The 21,084-nt window shown below is 75.2% G+C and carries 22 protein-coding genes; 16 read left to right on the forward strand and 6 right to left on the reverse strand.

Annotated features, from left to right (window positions below; translation table 11 throughout):
- Nucleotides 1-28 precede the first annotated feature (28 nt).
- The 3 genes from MUK52_RS28665 to MUK52_RS28675 form a co-directional block, all read right to left on the reverse strand.
- Nucleotides 29-718: an HAD family acid phosphatase gene (locus tag MUK52_RS28665; RefSeq protein WP_284581259.1), complete on the reverse strand. Its 690-nt coding sequence runs from the start codon at nt 716-718 to the stop codon at nt 29-31.
- Between the two features lie 179 nt (nt 719-897).
- Nucleotides 898-1,566, reverse strand: a complete 669-nt coding sequence (locus tag MUK52_RS28670; protein ID WP_114058744.1) for a LamG domain-containing protein — start codon at nt 1,564-1,566, stop codon at nt 898-900.
- Between the two features lie 174 nt (nt 1,567-1,740).
- A complete protein-coding gene (locus MUK52_RS28675) occupies nt 1,741-2,142 on the reverse strand; it encodes a DUF5997 family protein (protein WP_284581262.1) in 402 nt (133 codons plus the stop codon).
- 57 nt (nt 2,143-2,199) lie between these two features.
- Here MUK52_RS28675 and MUK52_RS28680 point away from each other — a divergent pair, with 57 nt between their 5' ends.
- Nucleotides 2,200-3,039, forward strand: a complete 840-nt coding sequence (locus tag MUK52_RS28680; protein ID WP_114056258.1) for a LysR family transcriptional regulator substrate-binding protein — start codon at nt 2,200-2,202, stop codon at nt 3,037-3,039.
- Between the two features lie 32 nt (nt 3,040-3,071).
- Here the strand turns inward: MUK52_RS28680 and MUK52_RS28685 are convergent, their stop codons facing one another.
- The 3 genes from MUK52_RS28685 to MUK52_RS28695 form a co-directional block, all read right to left on the reverse strand.
- Nucleotides 3,072-3,812, reverse strand: coding sequence for a PP2C family protein-serine/threonine phosphatase (locus tag MUK52_RS28685; RefSeq protein ID WP_284581265.1), 741 nt, complete (start codon nt 3,810-3,812; stop codon nt 3,072-3,074).
- A gap of 42 nt (nt 3,813-3,854) precedes the next feature.
- Nucleotides 3,855-4,973 (reverse strand): site-2 protease family protein, encoded by a 1,119-nt coding sequence (locus MUK52_RS28690; protein WP_114056256.1) that lies wholly within the window; start codon nt 4,971-4,973, stop codon nt 3,855-3,857.
- 93 nt (nt 4,974-5,066) lie between these two features.
- Nucleotides 5,067-5,408, reverse strand: a complete 342-nt coding sequence (locus tag MUK52_RS28695; protein WP_284581269.1) for a hypothetical protein — start codon at nt 5,406-5,408, stop codon at nt 5,067-5,069.
- Nucleotides 5,409-5,855: 447 nt separating this feature from the next.
- Here MUK52_RS28695 and MUK52_RS28700 point away from each other — a divergent pair, with 447 nt between their 5' ends.
- The 15 genes from MUK52_RS28700 (at nt 5,856) to hypE (ending at nt 21,057) form a co-directional block, all read left to right on the forward strand.
- Nucleotides 5,856-7,637: an enoyl-CoA hydratase-related protein gene (locus MUK52_RS28700; protein WP_284581271.1), complete on the forward strand. Its 1,782-nt coding sequence runs from the start codon at nt 5,856-5,858 to the stop codon at nt 7,635-7,637.
- A gap of 128 nt (nt 7,638-7,765) precedes the next feature.
- The gene (locus MUK52_RS28705) at nt 7,766-8,833 is read left to right on the forward strand and encodes an NADH-quinone oxidoreductase subunit B family protein (protein ID WP_284581273.1); all 1,068 of its coding nucleotides are present in this window, start codon (nt 7,766-7,768) and stop codon (nt 8,831-8,833) included.
- 95 nt (nt 8,834-8,928) lie between these two features.
- Complete coding sequence (locus tag MUK52_RS28710; RefSeq protein WP_114056252.1) at nt 8,929-10,713, forward strand: nickel-dependent hydrogenase large subunit; 1,785 nt, start codon at nt 8,929-8,931, stop codon at nt 10,711-10,713.
- Nucleotides 10,710-11,228, forward strand: coding sequence for a NifU-related iron-sulfur-binding protein (locus MUK52_RS28715; RefSeq protein WP_114056251.1), 519 nt, complete (start codon nt 10,710-10,712; stop codon nt 11,226-11,228). Before MUK52_RS28710 ends, MUK52_RS28715 begins: the two co-directional genes overlap by 4 nt.
- Nucleotides 11,225-11,917 carry a DUF5947 family protein gene (locus MUK52_RS28720; protein ID WP_284581280.1) on the forward strand — a complete coding sequence of 231 codons (693 nt, stop codon included), beginning with the start codon at nt 11,225-11,227 and terminating at the stop codon, nt 11,915-11,917. The genes MUK52_RS28715 and MUK52_RS28720 overlap by 4 nt, the downstream gene beginning before the upstream one ends.
- Nucleotides 11,914-12,615, forward strand: a complete 702-nt coding sequence (locus MUK52_RS28725) for a DUF6084 family protein (protein WP_114056250.1) — start codon at nt 11,914-11,916, stop codon at nt 12,613-12,615. The genes MUK52_RS28720 and MUK52_RS28725 overlap by 4 nt, the downstream gene beginning before the upstream one ends.
- Complete coding sequence (locus MUK52_RS28730; protein WP_284581283.1) at nt 12,612-14,024, forward strand: hypothetical protein; 1,413 nt, start codon at nt 12,612-12,614, stop codon at nt 14,022-14,024. Before MUK52_RS28725 ends, MUK52_RS28730 begins: the two co-directional genes overlap by 4 nt.
- Nucleotides 14,021-14,560, forward strand: coding sequence for a hydrogenase maturation protease (locus MUK52_RS28735; RefSeq protein WP_284581285.1), 540 nt, complete (start codon nt 14,021-14,023; stop codon nt 14,558-14,560). The genes MUK52_RS28730 and MUK52_RS28735 overlap by 4 nt, the downstream gene beginning before the upstream one ends.
- A 37-nt stretch (nt 14,561-14,597) precedes the next feature.
- Nucleotides 14,598-14,711, forward strand: a complete 114-nt coding sequence (locus MUK52_RS33325; RefSeq protein WP_428985437.1) for a DUF6893 family small protein — start codon at nt 14,598-14,600, stop codon at nt 14,709-14,711.
- A 148-nt stretch (nt 14,712-14,859) separates the two neighbouring features.
- Nucleotides 14,860-15,261 carry a hydrogenase maturation nickel metallochaperone HypA/HybF gene (locus MUK52_RS28740; RefSeq protein ID WP_114056247.1) on the forward strand — a complete coding sequence of 134 codons (402 nt, stop codon included), beginning with the start codon at nt 14,860-14,862 and terminating at the stop codon, nt 15,259-15,261.
- A gap of 3 nt (nt 15,262-15,264) precedes the next feature.
- The gene (gene hypB, locus MUK52_RS28745; protein WP_284581288.1) at nt 15,265-16,125 is read left to right on the forward strand and encodes a hydrogenase nickel incorporation protein HypB; all 861 of its coding nucleotides are present in this window, start codon (nt 15,265-15,267) and stop codon (nt 16,123-16,125) included.
- Nucleotides 16,122-18,521: a carbamoyltransferase HypF gene (hypF, locus tag MUK52_RS28750; protein WP_284581290.1), complete on the forward strand. Its 2,400-nt coding sequence runs from the start codon at nt 16,122-16,124 to the stop codon at nt 18,519-18,521. The genes hypB and hypF overlap by 4 nt, the downstream gene beginning before the upstream one ends.
- Nucleotides 18,490-18,831, forward strand: a complete 342-nt coding sequence (locus MUK52_RS28755) for a HypC/HybG/HupF family hydrogenase formation chaperone (protein ID WP_114056244.1) — start codon at nt 18,490-18,492, stop codon at nt 18,829-18,831. The genes hypF and MUK52_RS28755 overlap by 32 nt, the downstream gene beginning before the upstream one ends.
- A complete protein-coding gene (gene hypD / locus MUK52_RS28760) occupies nt 18,828-20,003 on the forward strand; it encodes a hydrogenase formation protein HypD (RefSeq protein ID WP_284581293.1) in 1,176 nt (391 codons plus the stop codon). Before MUK52_RS28755 ends, hypD begins: the two co-directional genes overlap by 4 nt.
- Nucleotides 19,996-21,057 (forward strand): hydrogenase expression/formation protein HypE, encoded by a 1,062-nt coding sequence (hypE, locus tag MUK52_RS28765; protein ID WP_284581295.1) that lies wholly within the window; start codon nt 19,996-19,998, stop codon nt 21,055-21,057. Before hypD ends, hypE begins: the two co-directional genes overlap by 8 nt.
- Nucleotides 21,058-21,084: the final 27 nt, after the last annotated feature.

Below are 21,084 nucleotides of genomic sequence, written 5' to 3' on the forward strand. Positions count from 1 at the left end.
CCGGCGCCCCGTGTCCGCCCGCGGGCAGTCAGGACAGCTTGCCGCCGTAGTCCGGCAGCTTGAAGGTGCGCTCCGCGTGGCCGCCGGCCAGGTCGCTCTGCTTGTTGCCGATGTTGGCGATGATCGTGTAACCGCGCGACTCGATCTCGGCGCGCTGCTCGGTCTTGTACGCGCTGACCTCTTCGAAGAGGTCGGGCAGGTCCCGGACGTACAGCCCCGAGACCGGATAGCCCACCTGCCTGAGGTTCCAGTCGGTGAGCGAGCCGATGATGCCCGGGCGGGCGGTGACGAAGAAGATCGCGGCGCCGTGCTCGTGGGCGTACCGGGTCAGGTCGCGCACCTCGGCGATGGCCGGCGTCGGGAGCGTCCAGAACCAGTGGAAGTCCGTCTCCAGAGAGGAGTTGTCGATGTCGAGGACGATCGCGGGGCGCTCGCCGGAGGGCGAGTGGGCGAGGCGCTGCTCGACGTACGGGCGGGCCTCGGCGATGACGGCGGCGACGTCGCGCTTCCACGTGCCGTAGTCGATGCCGAGGATGGCCGCGTTGCCGCCGGGCGCCCACGTCGTCGAGGCGGCCGGTGCGGCAGCGGGGGCGGGCGCCGCCGCCGGGGCTGCCGACGCGGTCGCGGCGGGGGCCAGCAGCAGGGCGGCGGTCGCGGCCGCCGTGCCTGCGGCGGTTCCGAGGGTGCGTATACGGCTGCGGGTACGGGTGCTGCGCATGTGGGGGCGCTCCTCACGACATGGGGATTTGGCATGTACGCGGCCAGAATCCGCAGCGGCGCAAGGGATGTCTACCGGTCGGTAGGGAATTTCTTCCGGCCTTCCGGTGAACAGCCGTACCCGGCAGTCGAACGGGTGGGCCCGGGCGGCGGGTTCCGTCAGGTCCGCCGCGCGCGCCCTCAGCGCGTGATGCGCAGGTAGGCGACCTCGTAGGACATCTCCGAGACGTCCGGCTCGGGCGCGGGGTGGTAACGGCCCGCGCACACCGACAGGTTGACGATGATGTACGCCCGCCAGCGCCGCCCGACGCCGGTGCGGTCTGCGTACACGCGGGTGCCGTTCACCCACCAGACGACCGACCTGGTGCCGAACCTGACCTTCAGGTCGACCCAGCCGCCGGGCTCCACGGCCGGGTTGCGGTGGTAGTGCGAGCCGCGGCCCCGGACGTGGTTGGAGAGTTCGAGGAGGTCCGGGTTGTCGGGGTGGTACTCGAAGACGTCGACCTCGTTGCCGCCGTCCCGCCAGGTCCAGATCGCAGGCCAGGCGCCGAGCTCCCGCGGGAGTCTGACACGGGCCTCCAGGACGTCCTCCGCGCGCAGCTGGAAGCCCTCCCGGCTGCCCTCGGTGGTCAGCAGTCCCGCGTCCCACTTGCCGTCGGGACGGCGGGTCGCGCGAAACGTTCCGGTGCGGCTGTACGCGGGGTCGGGGACGAGGTAGTCGAGCTTGTTGTCGCCGGGGTTGACCGGGCCGCCGTTCGGATAGGCCCAGGACCGGCCGGCGACCCATTGCGTGGTGGACGTGAAGTCGGCAGTGAACACCGTCGTGGCGGCAGGGCGGAACCATGCCATGAGTTGCGAGATCACACGAAATGCCTGCCCGCACGGCAGGTCGCCCATTCTGCGGATCCCTACCGGAACCGCCCGAAACCGGCTCGGTGCACCAGTGCGCCGGGTCTGCTCCGGCGCACCGGGCGCCCCTCGGCACACGGGCGGGTCACACGGTGTGCGAGGGGCGGGCGCGTCTCAGGCGTCAGCCTGGCGGCGCGCCTCGCGCTCGGCGTTGCGCTCCTTGATCCGCACCGCTTCCTTGCGGACCTCGGCCTGCGTGGCGCGCTCCTTCTGCAGCCACTCGGGGTTCTCCTGCTTCAGGGCGTCGATCTGCTCGGTGGTGAGCGCCTCCGTGACGCCGCCGCGGGCGAGCCCCGCAATGGAGATGCCGAGCCGGGCCGCGACCACCGGGCGCGGGTGCGGTCCGAGCCGCCGCAGGTCCCGGAGCCACTGGGGCGGGTCGGTCTGCAGCGCGTTCAGCTCGCTGCGGGAGACGGACCCCTCCCGGAATTCCGCGGGGGTGGCCTCGAGGTACACACCCAGCTTCTTCGCCGCGGTGGCGGGCTTCATGGTCTGGGCGGTCTTGTGCGACGTCATGCGACAACAATATCGAGCATGTGCGCTACTCCTGACCACGCCCGGTAACCTGGGCGGGTGACAGGCTCGGAAGCATCTCCCTCGTTCCGGCTCGCGTACGTCCCCGGAGTGACGCCCAGCAAGTGGGTGCGGATCTGGAACGAGCGCCTGCCCGACGTCCCGCTGACCCTCGTGCAGGTGTCCGCCGCCGAGGCGCCGGACACGCTCCGTGACGGCGGGGCGGACGCGGGCCTCGTCCGGATCCCCGCGGACCGCGGCGGCCTCGCGGCGATCCCCCTCTACACCGAGACCACGGTCGTCGTGGTCCCGAAGGACCACCTCGTCGCCGCCGTCGAGGAGGTGTCCACCGCCGACCTCGCCGACGAGATCGTCCTGCACCCCCTCGACGACACCCTCGACTGGGAGGCCCTGCCCGGCCGTCCCGCGTTCGAGCGGCCGGCGACCACCGCCGACGCGGTCGAGCTCGTCGCGGCCGGGATCGGCGTACTCGTCGTGCCCCAGTCCCTGGCCCGCCTGCACCACCGCAGGGACCTCACGTACCGGACCGTCACCGACGCCCCCGCCTCCCGGGTGGCGCTCTCCTGGCCCGAGGCCGATCCCACCCCCGACCTGGTCGAGCACTTCATCGGCATCGTCCGCGGCCGCACCGTCAACAGCACCCGCGGCCCGCAGCGCGGCCCGCAGGACGCCAAGGACGCCAAGGGCGGCGGCCGGGGCGCCGCCGCAGGCAGGGCCGCGGCCGGGCGGAACCCGCGCGGCGGAGCCTCCGGCGGCAAGGGCGGCGCGGCGAAGAGCGGCGGCGGCAAGGGCGGTACGGCCAAGGGCGGCAGGGGAGCAGGACCCGCCAAGGGCGCCCGTACCGCCAAGGGCGCCAAGGGCGGCCGCCGCCGGCCCTGACCGGCATCCCTCCGCCGGGGCCGCCCGTACGCCTACGAGCCGATCCGCACCAGCGCGAGCGTGATGTTGTCGGGTCCGCCCGCCTCGATGGCGGCCCGCCACAGCTCGAACACGGCCATGCCGTCGTCGTGGGCCCGCAGCAGCTCCCCGACCTCCTCCTCCGGGACCGGATCGGTCAGCCCGTCCGAGCAGACCAGGTAGCGCGCCCCCGGGCCGGCCGGCTGCACCGAGACGTGCGGGAGGATCCCGCCCGGCCCGCCCCCGCCGCCGATCGCCTGCGTCAGCACGGACGACGTCCGCATCCCCGGCGGCAGCGGGGGGTTGTCGTCCACGCTCACCAGCCGCAGCTCCTCCCCGGTCGCGTCGAAGACCCGGCTGTCGCCCACGTTGAACGAGATCAGCGACCCGTCCAGGACGACGGCGCCCGCGACGGTCGTGCCCATCGCGGTCAGCTCCGGATCGCCGTCCGAGGCCGCGTACACGGCCCGGTCGCACAGGGCGACGGCCTCGCGGACCGCCTCCTCGCCGTCCAGGGCCGGCCCGAGGGCCGAGAGCTGCCGCACCACGAGCGCGCTGGCCACCTCGCCGGCCGGCTGGCCGCCGATGCCGTCGGCCACCGCCACGACGAGGGGGTCGCCGAGCGGGAAGACGAACGTCTGCGGGGTGCGGGTGGCGGTGGCGCACAGCGTCCACGGCCCGACGACGAGGCTGTCCTCGTTGTGGTCGCGGACCAGGCCGGGGTGGCTCAGGGCGCTCACGGCTACGTACGGCATCGCACCCCCCATTGTCGTCCGGTACGCGCCCGCCCGCGCGGCTCAGCCGCCCAGTGCGCGCCGGCGCTGCATCCGGGCGATGTCCGAGGCCGTCACGATCCCCACGAGCCGCCCGCCGTCCACCACCAGCACCGGCAGCCCGGTGCCCGGCCGCAGCCGCTCGAGGGCCTCCGCCAGCGGCAGGTCCGGCGGGGCCACCGCGTACCGCTCCACCGGGTTCGCCACGTCGCGCACCCGCAGCTCCTCGCGCCGCTCCTCGGGGACCGACGCCAGCCGGGCCACCTCCACCACCCCGCTGGGGCGGCCGTCGAAGTCGTGCAGCGGCACCACGGAGTGCCGGGCGTCCAGCGCCACCTCGTCGATGAAGCGCCGCACGCTCAGCCAGTCCGGCGCCGCGGCCACCGGGCTCGTCATCGCGTCGGCCACGCGCACCCCCTCCAGCGCGGAGCGCAGCTCGGCGGTCCGGCGCTCGGCGGCGGCGACGAAGGCCATGAACAGGCCGATCAGGATGAGCCACAGCCCGTCCGGCGCCCCCCGCAGGAACGCGATCCACCCGCCCGCCGCGAGCAGCATGCCGAAGACCTGCCCGCTGCGCGAGGCCGCCCGCTCGGCCCGCTCCCGGTCGCCCGTGCGCCACCACAGCAGCGCCTGCAGTACGCGGCCCCCGTCGAGCGGAGCGGCGGGCAGGAGGTTGAACACGCCGAGGAAGACGTTCGTCCATCCCAGCCACACCAGGACCGCCGCCGCGACCTGCCACCCGGTCAGGGCCTGCAGCCCCGTCCCGGCGGCGAACGCCGCAGCCCCGAGCAGCAGGCTCACCAGCGGCCCGCTCACCGCCACCGCGAACGCCGCCCCGGCCGTCGGGGCGCGGCCCATCCGGGTCATGCCGCCGAGCGCCCACAGGGTCACGTCCTCGACGGCGATCTTCCTGCGCCGGGCAGCCGCGGCGTGCGCCGTCTCGTGCAGCAGCAGGCTGGCCACCAGGGCGAGCGCCCCGACGGCCGCGGCCGCGGTGTAGACGGCGTCCGATTGGCCGGGCGTCCAGGCGGGCAGGGTCCGGCGGCCGAGCCCGTACGCGAAGAGCAGCACGAGCAGCGGCACGCTCCAGTGCATCCGCAGCGGAACGCCGACCACCCGCCCGACGGGCACCGAGCCGTTCATCTCCGCCTCCTGCCCCTCGGCAGCCGGCCCACACGCCCATTGTCGCGCGCCGCCGCCCGCGCGGCCGGGCGAGCACGGGCCGCCGACGCGGGGTCAGCCCGCGGCCGGCGCGGCGTCGAGCTCCCAGGCGTGGCGCTTGAACTCCCGCAGGAAGTCGGCGTGGTCCTCCCACTGCCGGGCGATGCCGCGCAGGACGTCCCAGTGGTGCTCCACCGACTGGTCGATGACCCGGCGCAGCGCGGCGTCGGCCGTCTCCCGCTTCTCGATCAGGCCCCTGACCGCGGACGCCTCCAGCACCGCGTTGCGCAGCGCCCGCAGGGCCCGTGAGGTGTCGTCCATCGCGAAGCCGCGCTCGCTGCCGGTGGCCTCGTCGAACAGGGGCGTCAGGCGCGCCTCGATGAAGGCGGTGATCCGCTCGAAGTGCTGCACGTCCATCCGGGGGCTCCCTCTCCGGCCGCACGCGGCGGCCCGGCACATCGCGTCGTCGTTCCTGCGCGGGCGGGTGCCGCCGGCGCGGTTGCAGCATAACGACCGGAGATCGTCCGCCCGGAGCCCGCCGGGGCGGCCGGTGCCCCATCCGCAACAGGCGGTCCGCTCCGGGTCGCCGATGCGTTCCGCGACACCGCAGTCGGGGGCGGTCGGCGGTGAGCACTGCGGCGGAGTCCGGCCGTGCCGAGGGGGCGGAGGCCTTCCTCCGGAACATGGTCCGGCGCGGTCCGCGCCCCGCCCCGGCCCTCCACCAGGTGGCGGGCCGGGGCGCCCACTTCCGGGTGACACCCGCCGTAGGGCGCCCCGTCCGGCGCGCGCCCGTCGCGGACGATCGGCGGCGGCCGGTTCCCCACCGGCCCGCCCGCCGCCGAGTCCGGACGCTTGGGAGATCCCGTGCACATCCTCCTCGCCGCCAGCGCGTTCAACAGCCTCACCCAGCGCGTCCACGCCGAACTGCGCGAACGCGGGCACAGCGTCGCGGTCGACCTCGCCCTGCCGGGCACCCGCCTGGCCGACGCCGTCGCGCGGCACCGGCCCGACCTGGTGCTGGCGCCCATGCTGAAGACGGCCATCCCGCCGGAGGTCTTCACCGCGCACACCTGCCTCGTGGTCCACCCCGGCCCGGTGGGCGACCGCGGGCCCTCCTCCCTCGACTGGGCTGTCGGCGACGGCGCGACCCGGTGGGCCGTCACCGTCCTCCAGGCCGAGGCCGAGATGGACGCCGGGGACGTCTGGGCGTCCGTCGAGTGCCCGCTCCCGCCCGTCGCCAAGAGCGACGCCTACCGCGGCGAGATCGCCGACGCCGCCCTGGCCGCGGTCGTCCTGGCCGTCGACCGCTTCGCCTCCGGCACGTACACGCCCCGGCCCCAGTACACCGGCCGCACCCGCCCGCCCATGCGCCAGGAGCACCGGCGCATCGACTGGCAGCGCGACGCCACCGACACCGTCGTGCGCACGCTGCGGGCCGCCGACTCCCGGCCCGGCGTCCTCGACGACCTGCTCGGCGGCCGCTGGTACCTGCACGGCGGCCACCCCGAGGACGGCCTGCGCGGCCGGCCCGGCGAGCTGCTCGCCACCCGCGCCGGCGCCGTCTGCCGGGCGACCGCCGACGGGGCCGTGTGGATCCCCGAGCTGCGGGCCGTACGCCTCCCCGGGCAGCCCGCCCCCGTCAAGCTCCCCGCCACCCTCGCCCTCGGCGGCCTGCTGCCCGCCCTGCCGGAACTCCCCGCCCCGGCTTGGGCGGACGCCGGCGCCCCGGCGGCCGGGCGGCGCACCTGGTCCGACATCTCCTACCGGGAGGAGGGCGCGGCGGGCTTCCTGTCGTTCTCCTTCCCGGGCGGGGCGATGGGCACCGACCACTGCTGGCGCCTGCTCGCCGCGTACCGCGAGGCGTGTACGCGCCCCACCTCCGTCCTCGTCCTCGGCGGGGGCCGCGACTTCTTCTCCAACGGCATCCACCTCGGCATCATCGAGGCCGCGCCCGACCCGGCCGCGGAGTCCTGGGCCAACATCCACGCGATGAACGACCTGGTGGAGGCCGTCCTCACCACCACCGACCGGCTCGTCGTGGCCGCCCTCGGCGGGAACGCCGCCGCCGGAGGCGCGATGCTCGCGCTCGCCGCGGACGAGGTGTGGTGCCGCTCCGGGGCGGTCCTGAACCCGCACTACCGGCTGATGGGCCTCCACGGCTCCGAATACTGGACGTACACCCTGCCCCGCCGCACCGGCAGCGCCGCCGCCAAACGCCTGACGGCCGAGGCCCTGCCCGTCGGTGCCGAGGCCGCCCGCCGCCTCGGCCTCGTCGACCGCACCATCGAGTGCACCCCGCAGGCCTTCACGGACGAAACGGCCCGTCTCGCCGTACGGCTGGCGAACTGGCCCGCCACCCACTCCCGCATCGCGGGCAAGAAGGCCCGCCGCGAGGTGGACGAGCAGCTGCGGCCGCTGGCCGCCTACCGGGAGGCGGAGCTGGACCGGATGCGGGAGGCCTTCGACGACCCCGCCGCCCCCTACCACGCCCTGCGCCGCGCCTTCGTCCGCAAGGAGCCCCCGGGGGCCACCCCAGGGCACCTGGCCTCCCGCGTGCCCGGCCGGCGCGTCCCCGCCGCCCCGCGCCGGGAGGGAGTCACCGCACCGGCCGAACAGAACAGGGCAGCCGGGACCGCCGGCTGTTAGCAAGAAGGGTGGGGGCGGCCCCAGGCCCGCCCCCGCGGTCGCCCGGCCCCCGGCGCGCCCCGTCCCGGGCGGGCCCCTTTCCGCCCCGGCGCGGCCCCCACGTCCCCGCATCCCTAGGAGCGATCCGCATGGACGCTGCAACGCCGACCCTGCCGGAGACCACGCCGGAGGACCCCACGATCCACATCCTCTGGATCAACGCCGGACTGAGCTGCGACGGCGACTCGGTGTCCCTGACGGCCGCGATGCAGCCCAGCATCGAGGAGATCGTCACCGGCACCCTCCCCGGCCTCCCCAAGATCGCCGTGCACTGGCCGCTGATCGACTTCGAGTGCGGGCCGGTCGACGGCGCCGACACCTTCATCGAGTGGTTCTTCAAGGGCGAGCGCGGCGAGATCGACCCCTTCGTGCTCGTCATCGAGGGATCGATCCCCAACGAGAAGATCAAGCCCGAGGGCTACTGGTGCGGCTTCGGCGACAACCCGGAGACCGGGCAGCCCATCACCACCAGCGAGTGGATCGACCGGCTGGCGCCCAAGGCGCTCGCCGTCGTCGCCATCGGCACCTGTGCCACGTACGGCGGCATCCACGCCATGGAGGGCAACCCGACCGGCGCGATGGGCCTGCCCGACTACCTCGGCTGGGACTGGAAGTCCAAGGCCGGCATCCCGATCGTCTGCGTGCCCGGCTGCCCCATCCAGCCGGACAACTTCTCGGAGACGCTCACCTACCTGCTCTACCAGGCGGCCGGCTCCGCCCCGATGATCCCCCTGGACGACAAGCTCCGGCCCACCTGGCTGTTCGGCCAGACCGTCCACGAGGGATGCGACCGCGCCGGCTACTACGAGCAGGGCCAGTTCGCCGAGGCCTACGACTCCCCGCAGTGCCTGGTCCGCATCGGCTGCTGGGGTCCCGTCGTCAAGTGCAACGTCCCCAAGCGCGGCTGGATGAACGGCATCGGCGGCTGCCCCAACGTCGGCGGCATCTGCATCGCCTGCACGATGCCCGGCTTCCCGGACAAGTTCATGCCGTTCATGGACGAGCCCCCCGGCGCCCACGTCTCCACCCGGGCCAGCGGCATCTACGGCGCGGTCGTCCGCAGGCTCCGCTCGATGACCCTGCACACCGTCGACCAGGAGCCCAAGTGGCGCCACACCGGCCGCGAGCTGACCACCGGCTACCGCAGGCCCTGGTGACCCCGGACCCGGCCGGCGGCCCCGTGCGCCGGCCGGGTCCCGGCATGCCCCCCCACCCCCCGCACCCGGTTCCCAGAAGGGCCACGGCCAAGACAATGACACCGAAGACGAACACCGCCGGCGACGGCAGCGGCCTCGTGGAGATGGCCTGGGATCCGATCACCCGGATCGTGGGCAGCCTCGGCATCCACACGAAGATCGACTTCAAGCAGAAGCGGGTCGCCGAGTGCTACAGCACCTCGTCGGTCTTCCGCGGCTACAGCGTCTTCATGCGCGGCAAGGACCCCCGCGACGCGCACTTCATCACCAGCCGCATCTGCGGGATCTGCGGCGACAACCACGCCACCTGCTCCGTCTACACCCAGAACATGGCCTACGGGGTCAAGCCGCCCCACCTCGCCGAATGGATCATCAACCTCGGCGAGTCCGCGGAGTACATGTTCGACCACAACATCTTCCAGGAGAACCTGGTCGGGGTCGACTACTGCGAGAAGATGGTCCGCGAGACCAACCCCGGCGTCCTCGACCTCGCCGAGCGCACCGAGGCCCCGCACGCCGCCGAGCACGGCTACCGCACCATCGCGGACATCATGCGCTCCCTCAACCCCATCGAGGGCGAGTTCTACCGCGAGGCCCTCCAGGTCAGCCGCTACACCCGCGAGATGTTCTGCCTGATGGAGGGCCGCCACGTGCACCCCTCCACGCTCTACCCGGGCGGCGTCGGCACCATCGCCTCCGTCCAGCTCTTCACGGACTACATGTCCCGCCTCATGCGCTACGTCGAGTTCATGAAGCGCGTCGTCCCGCTCCACGACGACCTCTTCGACTTCTTCTACGAGGCCCTGCCCGGCTACGAGGAGGTCGGCCGCCGCCGCGTCCTCCTCGGCTGCTGGGGCGCCCTCAACGACCCCGAGTACTGCGACTTCACCTACGCCAACATGACCGACTGGGGACGGCGGATGTTCGTCACCCCGGGCGTCGTCGTCGACGGCAAGCTGGTCACCAACGACCTCACGCAGATCAACCTCGGCATCCGCATCCTGCTCGGCAGCTCGTACTACGACGACTGGGAGGGCCAGGAGCCGTTCGTCCGCGAGGACCCCCTCGGCAATCCGGTCGACCCCCGCCACCCCTGGAACCAGCACACCATCCCCGCCCCGCAGAAGCGCGACTTCGGCGACAAGTACAGCTGGGTGATGTCCCCCCGCTGGTTCGACGGCAAGGACCACCTCGCCCTCGACACCGGCGGCGGCCCCATCGCCCGCCTGTGGTCCACCGCCCTGTCCGGCCTGGTCGACATCGGCTACGTCAAGGCCACCGGCCACAGCGTCGTCATCAACCTCCCCCGCACCATGACCAAGCCCGAGACCACCTTCGAGTGGAAGATCCCGCAGTGGAGCAACGCGCTGGAGCGCAACCGCGCCCGCACGTACTTCCAGGCGTACGCAGCCGCCGTCGCCCTGCACTTCGCCGAGAGGGGCCTGGAGGAGGTCCGCGCCGGACGCACCCAGACCTGGGAGAAGTTCGAGGTGCCGGACGAGTCGATCGGCGTCGGCTTCACCGAGGCCGTCCGCGGCGTCCTCTCCCACCACATGGTCATCCGCGACGGGAAGATCGCCAACTACCACCCGTACCCGCCCACCCCCTGGAACGCCAGCGTCCGCGACTCCTACGGCACCCCCGGCCCGTACGAGGACGCCGTCCAGAACACCCCGATCTTCGAGGAGAACACCCCGGAGAACTTCAAGGGGATCGACATCATGCGCGCCGTGCGCAGCTTCGACCCCTGCCTGCCCTGCGGCGTCCACATGTACGTCGGCGGCGGCCGGACCGTGAAGTCGATGCACGTCCCCACCGGCCTGAGCGGACTGGGCGGATGAGCGCCGCCATGGACGCCCGCGAGGCGGGCCGCCGCGTCGACGCCGTCCTCGACCGCCTCGCCGCCACCGGAGACCGGCAGGCCTGCGAGGCCGCCGAGGAACTCGTCCGCGTCCTGATGGACTTCTACGGCGCCGGCCTCGCCCGGATCGTCGAGCGGCTCGGCGCAGGCCCCGTCTCCCGCATGCTCGGCGACGACCTCGTGGCGAGCCTGCTCGCCCTGCACGACCTGCACCCCGAGGACGTGGACGCCCGCATCGCCCGCGCCCTCGCGACCCTGCACGAACCGGTCGAGCCCCTCGGCTTCGACGCCGCCACCGGCGTCCTCCGCATCCGCCCTGCCGCCACAGGCGGCGGCTGCGGCTGCGGCGGCACCGACGCCGTACGGCGCGCCGCCGAGGACGCCCTCGCCGGCATCGCCCCCGAGGTGACCGCCGTCGAAGCGGAGCCGGCGCCCCCGCAGCCCGCCCTCCTCCAGATCGGCCGCCGCCCGCACGCCCCGGCGCGCGTCCCGTGACCGCCGCCCGCACCCACGCCCGGCCGGCCCCCGTCCCCGGGGCCGGCCGACCGGCCGCACGCGGCCTGCGCCGCTTCACCCGCTCCCGGGCACCGCGCCCCGAGGTCTGCGAACTGTGCGGCACCCCCGTCGCCGAGGACCGCCACCGCCACCTGGTCGAGACCGAGAAGCGGGCCCTGGTGTGCGCCTGCACGCCCTGCGCCCTCCTCTTCGACCGGCCGGGCGCCGGCGCCGGCCGCTACCGCACCGTCCCCGACCGCTACCTCGCCGACCCCGCCCACCGGCTCGACGACACCGCCTGGGAAGCCCTGCGGATCCCCGTCGGCGTCGCGTTCTTCTTCCGCAACGCCGCCCTCGACCGGCTCGTCGCCCTCTACCCGAGCCCCGCCGGCGCCACCGAGAGCGAACTCGACCCCGACACCTGGCAGGCCGTACTCGGCGCGGGCCGCCTCGCCGCACTCCTCGAACCCGACGTGGAGGCGCTCCTGCTGCGCCACACCCCGGACCGCACCGAGTGCTACCTCGTCCCCATCGACATCTGCTACGAACTCGTCGGCCGCATGCGCCTGCTGTGGCAGGGCTTCGACGGCGGCCCGGAGGCCCGCGCCGCCCTCACCGCCTTCTTCCGGCACGTCGAACGGCGCGCCGCGCCCCTGCCCGCCGCCGACCCCGGGCGGGGGCGGCCGTGACCGAACTCGCCTTCACCTGCACCGGCGTCCGCAGCGACCCGTATGCCGCCGGCCCCACGCTCGTCTTCCGGCTGCGCATCACCGCCTCCGGCGGCGCCCCCGTCCACGCCCTCGCCCTGCGCTGCCAGCTGCGCATCGAGCCGGCCCGCCGCGCGTACGGCAGCGGCGAGGCCGAAGCGCTGCACGACCTGTTCGGCGACCGCTCCCGCTGGGGCAGCACCCTCCAGCCGATCCAGTTCGCCCAGGTCGCCGTCATGGTGCCCGGCTTCACCGGCGAGACCGAGACCGACGTCCCCGTCCCCTGCACCTACGACACCGACGTCGCGGCCTCCCGCTACCTGGCCGCCCTCGACGACGGCGACGTGCCGCTGCTGATGCTCTTCTCCGGCACCGCGTTCACCGGCGCGGGCGGCTTCCGCGTCGAACCCGTGCCCTGGGACCGCGAGGCCCGCTGCCCGATGCCCGTCACCGTCTGGCGGGAGATGATCGAGCAGCACTTCCCCGGCTGCGGCTGGCTGCGCCTGCGCCGCGACACCATCGCCGCACTCCTCGCCTTCCGCTCCCGCCGGGCCCTGCCTTCCTGGGAGGAGACCGTACGGGCCCTGCTCGACGCCGCCCGCGCCGCCGAACCGGAGCCGCCCGGGCCCGCCTGGGCGGGCGCCGTCCTGCCCCGCACCGGCGAAAGGACAGCCCCGTGACCGCGCCCGCCCCGACCGCCTCCCGCTTCGGCCACGCCCGGCAGGTCGCCGACGCCGTGCTCTTCGAGGGCTACGTCCTCTACCCCTACCGGGCCTCCGCCGCGAAGAACCGCATGCGCTGGCAGTTCGGCGTCCTCGTCCCGCCCGCCTGGGGCCCCGCCGGCGGCGAACCCTCGGCGCAGCACACCGAACTCGTCATGGAGCCCCGCGGCGACGCCGAACTCGCCGTCGAGCTGCGCTTCCTGCACGCCCGCCGCCGCACCGTCGAAGAGGCCCGCGGCGACGGCTCGTTCACCCCCGTACCGGAACTGCGCCTGCCCGACCGGGTCCTCGTCCCCTGGGACGAGGGAACCGAGGAGACGGTCCGGATGGCCGTCCCCGTCGCCGACCTGGAGGCCGGCGTGGTCGAGCTGCCGTTCGCCCGGCCGGCCGCCGAGGAGGCCGAACCCGTCACGGACGCCGACGGCCGGCAGGCCGGGCGGCTCGTCCGGCGCGCCGAGCGCCTCGACGGCGTCCTGCGGCTGCGCGCCGAGCAGCTCGACCTGCCCTACCGGGCGCTGAAGCTGACCGCCACCGTCGACAACACCAGCGACTGGGAACCGCCCCCGGGTGCCGGCCGCGAGGCCGCCCTGGCCCGCTCCCTCGTCGCCGCCCACCTGCTGCTCGGCCTGAGCGCCGGATCGTTCCTGTCCCTGACCGACCCGCCCGAATGGGCCCGGGCGGTCGTCGCAGACTGCACGAACCGGCACACCTGGCCGGTCCTCGCCGGCGACGGCGGCCGCGCCGACGTCGTCCTGTCCTCCCCGATCATCCTGGAGGATCACCCGCGCATCGCCCCCGAGAGCGCCGGCGCCATGTACGACGCCACCGAGATCGACGAGATCCTCGCCCTGCGCACCGCGGCCCTGACCGACGAGGAGAAGCGCGAGGCGCGCGGCACCGACCCGCGGGCGGCCGCCGTGATCGACCTCGCCGACACCATGCCGCCCGAGGTGCTCGACCGCCTCCACGGCGCCGTCCGCGCCTTCCGGGAGGCCACCTCGCCCGCCGCGCCGCCGCCGGGGGTGCCGGAGCCGCAGCCGCCCGGCGCGGCGGCCCGGCCCGACACCCCCTGGTGGGACCCCGCCGGGGACCCCGCCGCCCCGGCACCCGAGCGGGTCGTGGTCGCCGGCGTCCCCGTCGGCCCCGGCAGCCGCGTCGTGCTGCGGCCGGGCCTGCGCCGCACCGACGCCCAGGACCTGTTCCTCCTGGGCAGCACCGCCCTCGTCGAGGCCGTCCTGCACGACGTCGACGGAGCCGTCCACCTCGCCGTCACCGTCGACGGCGACCCCGGGGCGGACGTCCGACGCGCCCAGGGCCGCTTCCTGTACTTCCAGCCCGACGAGGTCACCCCCCTGGAGGACGCGTGAGCGGCCGCACCCTCGTCGCGGGCATCGGCAACGTCTTCCTCGGCGACGACGGCTTCGGCGTCGAGGCCGTCCGACGGCTCGCCGAACACGCCGCGGAACTCCCCGAGGGCGTCGAGACCTCCGACGTCGGGGTCCGCGGCGTCCACCTCGCCTACCGGCTCCTCGACGGGTACGACACGCTCGTCCTGGTCGACGCCACCGCCCGCGGCGGCGAACCAGGCACCCTGTACCTGATCGACGCCACCGCGGCCGGCGCGGCCGATGCAGCCGACGGCGCCGCCCCGCCCGGCACCGTCCTGGACGCGCACCGGATGACCCCCGACACCGTCCTCGCCCTGCTGGGCACCCTCTGCGCAGGCACCGGCGCCGCCCCGCCCCGCCGCATCTGGGTCGTCGGCTGCGAACCCGCATGCCTGGACGAGGGCATCGGCCTGAGCCCGCAGGCGGCCGCCGCCGTCCCGGAGGCCGTACGGACGGTGCTCGACCTCGTCCACCGCACGCACGAGCAGACCCCCGACGGCGACCTGGTGCCGTGACCGGCACCGGGCGCTGCCGCGAACCGAGGAGGACCACGTGAAGAAGGCCATCATCTGGGGTGCGGCCGCGGTCGGCACCACCCTCGCCGCCACCCTGCTGAAGTCGTTCCTGCCCGACGTCCGGCGCTACCTCCACATCCGCCGGATGTGACCGGCGGGTTGCCGCCGCGGGCCGCACGGCCTGCACCGGTGCGCCGTCCCGGCGGCCGAACGGAGGACGCCGGGCGCGGCGCACCGGCGCGCCCGGCCCCCGCGCCGGTGCACCCGCCGTCTAATGGGGCCCGGCAGGACGGAGTCCCATGCACGAGATGTCGATCGCCATGGCCGTGGTGGCCCAGGTGGAGGAGGCCGCCGCCTCGGCGGGCGCGGCCGCCGTCACCGAGGTCCGCCTGCGGGTGGGGGAGCTGGCCGGCGTGGTGCCCGACGCCCTCGCCTTCTGCTTCGAACTCGCCTGCGCCGGCACCCTCCTGGCAGGCGCCGCCCTGGCCGCCGAGCCCGTTCCCGGACGCGCCCGCTGCGGCGCCTGCACCGCCGAGTGGCCGACGGGCATGCCGCCCCTGCTGGTCTGCCCCGACTGCGACCGGTCCGGCGGCGTCGCCCTGCTCGCCGGGCGGGAGCTGGAGATCGCCGCCGTCCGCTGGGAGGACCGCCCGCCGCAGGACCCCGCCCCCACCCGCGAACCGATCGTCGAGGAGCACTGAAGCATGTGCCGTGTGGTCGACCTCCAGCAGGCGGTCCTCGCCAAGAACGCCTCCGCCGCGCAGACCCTGCGCACCGCGCTCGGCGCCCGCGGAACCGCCGTCGTCAACCTGCTGTCCAGCCCCGGCAGCGGCAAGACCGCCCTCCTGGAACAGGAACTGGGCCTCGCCCGCGAGCGCGCAGTGCCCGTCGCCGCCCTCACCGCCGACCTGGCCACCGAGAACGACGCGACGCGGCTGGCCCGTTCGGGCGCCCCCGTCAAGCAGGTCCTCACCGACGGGCTGTGCCACCTGGAGGCGCACATGCTCGGCCGCCACCTCGACGGCTGGCTCCCCGACGGCACCCGCCTGCTGTTCGTCGAGAACGTCGGCAACCTCGTCTGCCCCGCCTCCTACGACCTCGGGGAGTCGCTGCGCATCGTCCTCGCCTCGGTCACCGAGGGCGAGGACAAGCCGCTGAAGTACCCGACGGCCTTCGGCCTCGCCCACCTGGTCGTCGTGACGAAGACCGACATCGCCGGGGCGGCCGGGTTCGACGAGGCCGCCTTCCGGGCGAACGTCCGCCAGGTCAACCCGGGCGTGGAGGTGCTGCTGACCTCCGCGCGCACCGGCGAGGGCGCCGGCGCGCTGCTGGACCGCGCCCTGGCGGTGGCGGACGGGAAGCCCGTCCACACCCCGGTCATGGCCGGCCGGCAGCCCGCCCACCCGCCCGGCCACGACCACGGCGGCCACGACCACGGTGGCCACGACCACCGCGGGCACGACCACCGCGGGCACGACCACCGCGGGCACGCCCACGGCCACCCCGGCGGCGGGCCCGCCGCGGACGCCGGACGCCCGCGGCCCGCCACCGCGCCGACCCGGTGACGGAGGCCGTGCAGCGCCGCCGGGTCGTCGTACGCGGCGTCGTCCAGGGCGTCGGCTTCCGGCCGTACGTGTACACCCGCGCGACCGGGCTCGGCCTCGCCGGGCACGTCACCAACACCCCCGACGGCGTCGTCGCCGAGGTCGAGGGCGCGCCCGACGCCGTGTCGGCCTTCTGTGAGCGCCTCGCCGCCGACGCCCCGCCGCTGGCCGTCGTCGACGCCGTCGACCACTGCGAGGTCCCCGTCGCAGGCGGCGCCGGCTTCACCATCACCCCCTCGCGCACCGGCGGCCCCGCCCGCACCCTCGTCTCCCCGGACACGGCCACCTGCGCCGCCTGCCTGGCCGAGCTCGCGGACCCCGCCGACCGGCGGCACCGGCACCCCTTCATCACCTGCACGCACTGCGGCCCCCGCTTCACCATCGTGACCGGGCTGCCGTACGACCGGGCGCACACCACCATGGCCCGCTTCCCCATGTGCCCCGACTGCGCCCGCGAGTACGCCGACCCCGCCGACCGCCGCTTCCACGCCCAGCCCGTGGCCTGCCCGGCCTGCGGGCCGCGGCTGCGCCTCCTCGCCGGCACCCCGCCGCAGGAGGCCGCCGAAGCCGCGGGCCCGGTGGCGCAGGCCCGCCGCCTGCTCGCCGAGGGCGCCGTCCTCGCCGTCAAGGGCCTCGGCGGCTACCACCTCGCCTGCGACGCCGCCAACGCCGCGGCGGTCGCCGGGCTGCGCCGCCGCAAGGCGCGCGGGGACAAGCCGTTCGCCCTGATGGCCCGCGACACCGCCGACCTGGCCGGCCTCGTACGGATCAGCCCCGCGGAACACGCCCTCCTGACCGGCCCGGTGAGGCCCATCGTCCTGCTGCGCCGCCTCCCCGCCGCGGCTGCCGCCGGCGGGGTGCGCGTCGCCGACGCCGTCGCCCCCCGCTGCCCCGACCTCGGCGTGATGCTCCCGTACACGCCCGTGCACCACCTGCTGCTCGGCCTGCCAGGCGATCCGCCCGGCCCTCGCCTGCTCGTCATGACCAGCGGCAACCTGTCCGGCGAGCCCATCGTCACCGACGACGCCGAGGCCCTGGAGCGCCTCGCCGGACTGGCCGACGCCTGGCTCACCCACGACCGCCCCATCCACGTGCCGTGCGACGACTCCGTGGTCCGCGTCTGCGACGGCGAGCCCCTCGTCCTGCGCCGCGCCCGGGGACACGCCCCGCTGCCGCTGGACCTGCCGCTGCCCGTGCCGTCGGCACTCGCCGTCGGGGGCGACCTGAAGAACGCCTTCTGCCTCGGCGAGGGGCGCAAGGCCTGGCTGTCCGCGCACATCGGCGACATGGACGACCTCGCCACGCAGACCGCCTTCGAACGGGCCGAGGAGCAGCTGGAGTCCGTCACCGGCGTCCGCCCCGCCCTCCTCGCGGCCGACCGGCACCCCGGCTACCGCTCCACCGCCTGGGCCCGGCGCACCGCCGGGGACCGCCTGCTCACCGGTGTACAGCACCACCACGCGCACATCGCCTCCGCCATGGCCGAGCACGGCCTCGACGGCCGGCGGCGCGTCATCGGCTTCGCCTTCGACGGCACCGGGCACGGGGACGACGGCGCCGTCTGGGGCGGCGAGGTGCTCCTGGCCGACTACGCCGGCCACCAGCGCTTCGCGCACCTGGCGTACGTGCCGCTGCCGGGCGGCGACGCCGCGGTCCGGCGCCCCTACCGCATGGCCCTGTCCCACCTGCGGGCCGCCGGACTGCCCTGGTCGGCGGACCTCCCCTGTACCGGCGCCTGCCCCGCCGAGGAACTGCGCGTCCTGGAGCGCCAGTTGGAGCGCGGCCTGCACTGCGTCCCCACCTCCAGCATGGGACGGCTCTTCGACGCCGTCTCCTCGCTCGCCGGGGTCTGCCACCACGCCGGCTACGAGGCCCAGGCGGCGGTCGAGCTGGAGGCCGCCGCCCTCGCTGCCCCCGGGCCTGCACCCCGGGCCGCCGGGTACGCGTTCGAGGTGCGTGCCCCGGCGGGCGGGGACGCGCCCGTCACCGCCGACCCGGCGCCGCTGCTGGCCGCCGTGGTCGCGGACCTGCGTGCCGGAACCCCGCCGCCGCTCATCGCGGCCCGCTTCCACACCGCGGTGGCCGAACTCGTCGCCGGCCTCGCCGTCCTGGCCCGCCAACGGCACGGCCTCGACACCGCCGCCCTGACCGGCGGGGTCTTCGCCAACACCGTGCTCTCCTCCGCCTGCGCCCGCCTGCTGCGCGGCCGCGGCTTCACCGTCCTGCGCCACCACCGCGTCCCGCCGAACGACGGCGGGCTGGCCCTGGGCCAGCTGATGGTCGCGGCGGCCGGAAACCGGCACCACCCACAGCAAGGAGGAGGCCATGTGCCTGGCGGTACCCGGCAGAGTGCTTGAGATCGGGGAGCGGGACGGCACCCGCATGGCGAGCGTCGACTTCGGCGGCGTGGTCAAGGAGGTGTGCCTGGAGTACCTGCCCGACCTCCGGGTCGGCGAGTACGCCGTCGTGCACGTCGGCTTCGCGCTCCAGCGGCTCGACGAGGAGTCGGCCCGGCGCACCCTGGAGCTCTTCGAGGAACTCGGCATGCTCCAGGAGGAGTTCGGTGACCCGTGGGAGCGGGCGGCGGCCGAGGCGGGCGTACAGGACGGGCCCTCCGGCGCAGGGCCGGAGGCCGAGGGGACGGCGCGGGAGGCGCGGCAGCGGTGAAGTACATCGACGAGTTCCAGGACCCCGGGCTGGCCCGCCGGCTCCTGGACGACATCCGGGCCTCCGTGACGCGGCCGTGGGCGCTGATGGAGGTCTGCGGCGGCCAGACCCACACGATCATCCGGCACGGCATCGACCAGCTCCTGCCCGAGGGCGTCGAGCTGATCCACGGCCCCGGCTGCCCGGTGTGCGTGACGCCGCTGGAGGTCATCGACAAGGCACTCGCCATCGCCGCCCGCCCCGAGGTGGTCTTCTGCTCCTTCGGGGACATGCTCCGCGTCCCCGGAACCGGCAAGGACCTCTTCCGGGTCCGCAGCGAGGGCGGCGACGTCCGCGTCGTCTACTCCCCGCTCGACGCCCTGCGCATCGCCCGCGAGAACCCCGACCGGCAGGTCGTGTTCTTCGGCATCGGCTTCGAGACCACCGCCCCGCCCAACGCCATGACGGTGTACCAGGCGCGCAGGCTCGGCATCCGCAACTTCAGCCTGCTCGTCTCGCACGTACGGGTCCCCCCGGCGATCGAGGCGATCATGCAGTCGCCGAGCTGCCGCGTGCAGGGCTTCCTGGCCGCCGGGCACGTGTGCAGCGTCATGGGCACCGCCGAGTACCCCGAGCTGGCCGACCGCCACCGGGTGCCCGTCGTCGTCACCGGCTTCGAACCGCTCGACATCCTCGAAGGCGTCCGCCGGGCCGTGCGCCAGCTGGAGCGCGGCGAGCACACCGTCGAGAACGCCTACCCGCGGGCGGTGCGCACCGAGGGCAATCCGGCCGCCCTCGCCATGATCGAGGACGTCTTCGAGGTCACCGACCGGGCCTGGCGCGGCATCGGCACCATTCCCGACAGCGGCTGGCGGCTCTCGGAGCGCTACCGGGAGTACGACGCCGAGCGCCGCTTCCCCGTGTCCGGCATCGCCACCCGCGAGCCCGAGGCCTGCCGCAGCGGCGAGGTCCTGCAGGGGCTGCTCAAGCCGCACCAGTGCGAGGCGTTCGGCACGGCCTGCACCCCGCGCACCCCGCTCGGCGCCACGATGGTCTCCAGCGAGGGCGCCTGCGCCGCGTACTACCTCTACCGGCGCCTGGGGACGGCGCCCGCCCGCTCCCCGCAGCCCGCACCGCAGCCCGCACCGCAGCCCGCACCGCAGCCCCCTCTGGAGGCGAGCCCCGTTGTCTGACACCGTCCTCGACATCACCGGCTGGACCTGCCCGGCGCCCCTGCGCGACCACCCCCGCGTCGTCATGGGCCACGGCGGCGGCGGAGCGCTCTCCGCCGAGCTGGTCCGGCACGTCTTCGCCCCCGCGTACGGCGGCGAGGTGCTGGCCGGCATGGGCGACAGCGCGGCCGTCACGCTGGGCGGCGCCCGGCTCGCGTTCTCCACCGACTCCTACGTGGTGCGGCCGCTGTTCTTCCCCGGCGGCAGCATCGGGGACCTCGCTGTCAACGGCACCGTCAACGACCTCGCCATGAGCGGCGCCCGCGCCGCCTACCTGTCCTGCGCCTTCATCCTGGAGGAGGGCGTCGAGACCGCCACGGTGGCCCGGGTCGCCGAGGCTCTGGGCGCCGCCGCGCGGGCCGCGGGCGTCGAGGTCGCCACCGGCGACACCAAGGTCGTCGAGGCCGGGCACGGCGACGGCATCTACATCACCACGGCCGGCATCGGGCTCGTCCCCGAGGGCGTGGACCTGCGCCCGCAGCGCGCGCGGCCCGGCGACGCGGTCATCGTCAGCGGCGAGATCGGCGCGCACGGGGTGGCCGTCATGAGCTGCCGTGAGGGCCTCGGCTTCGACGTGGAGACCGTCAGCGACTGCGCCCCGCTGGGCGGGCTCGTCGAGGCGATGCTCGCCGTGACGCCCGACCTGCACGTGCTGCGGGACCCCACGCGCGGCGGGCTGGCGGCCGCGCTCGGGGAGATCGCCGCCGCCTCGGGCACGGGCGTGGTCGTCGACGAGGGGCGGGTGCCGGTCCCGGAGCCCGTCCGCAACGCCTGCGCCGTCCTCGGCCTGGACCCCTTCTACGTCGCCAACGAGGGCAAGCTGGTGGCGTTCGTGCCGCCCGGGGACGTGGAGGCCGTCCTGGAGGCGATGCGCGCCCACCCGCTCGGCCGGCGCGCGGCGATCGTGGGCCGGGCCGTGGAGGAGCACCCCGGCATGGTCGTGGCGCGCACGGGGCTCGGCGGTACGCGCGTACTGGACCTGCCGCTGGGGGAGCAGCTGCCCCGGATCTGCTGACGGCCGCGCCGACCCGCCGCACCCGCC

This window comes from Streptomyces sp. 2P-4 (assembly GCF_030167965.1).
Lineage (GTDB): Bacteria > Actinomycetota > Actinomycetes > Streptomycetales > Streptomycetaceae > Streptomyces > Streptomyces globosus_A.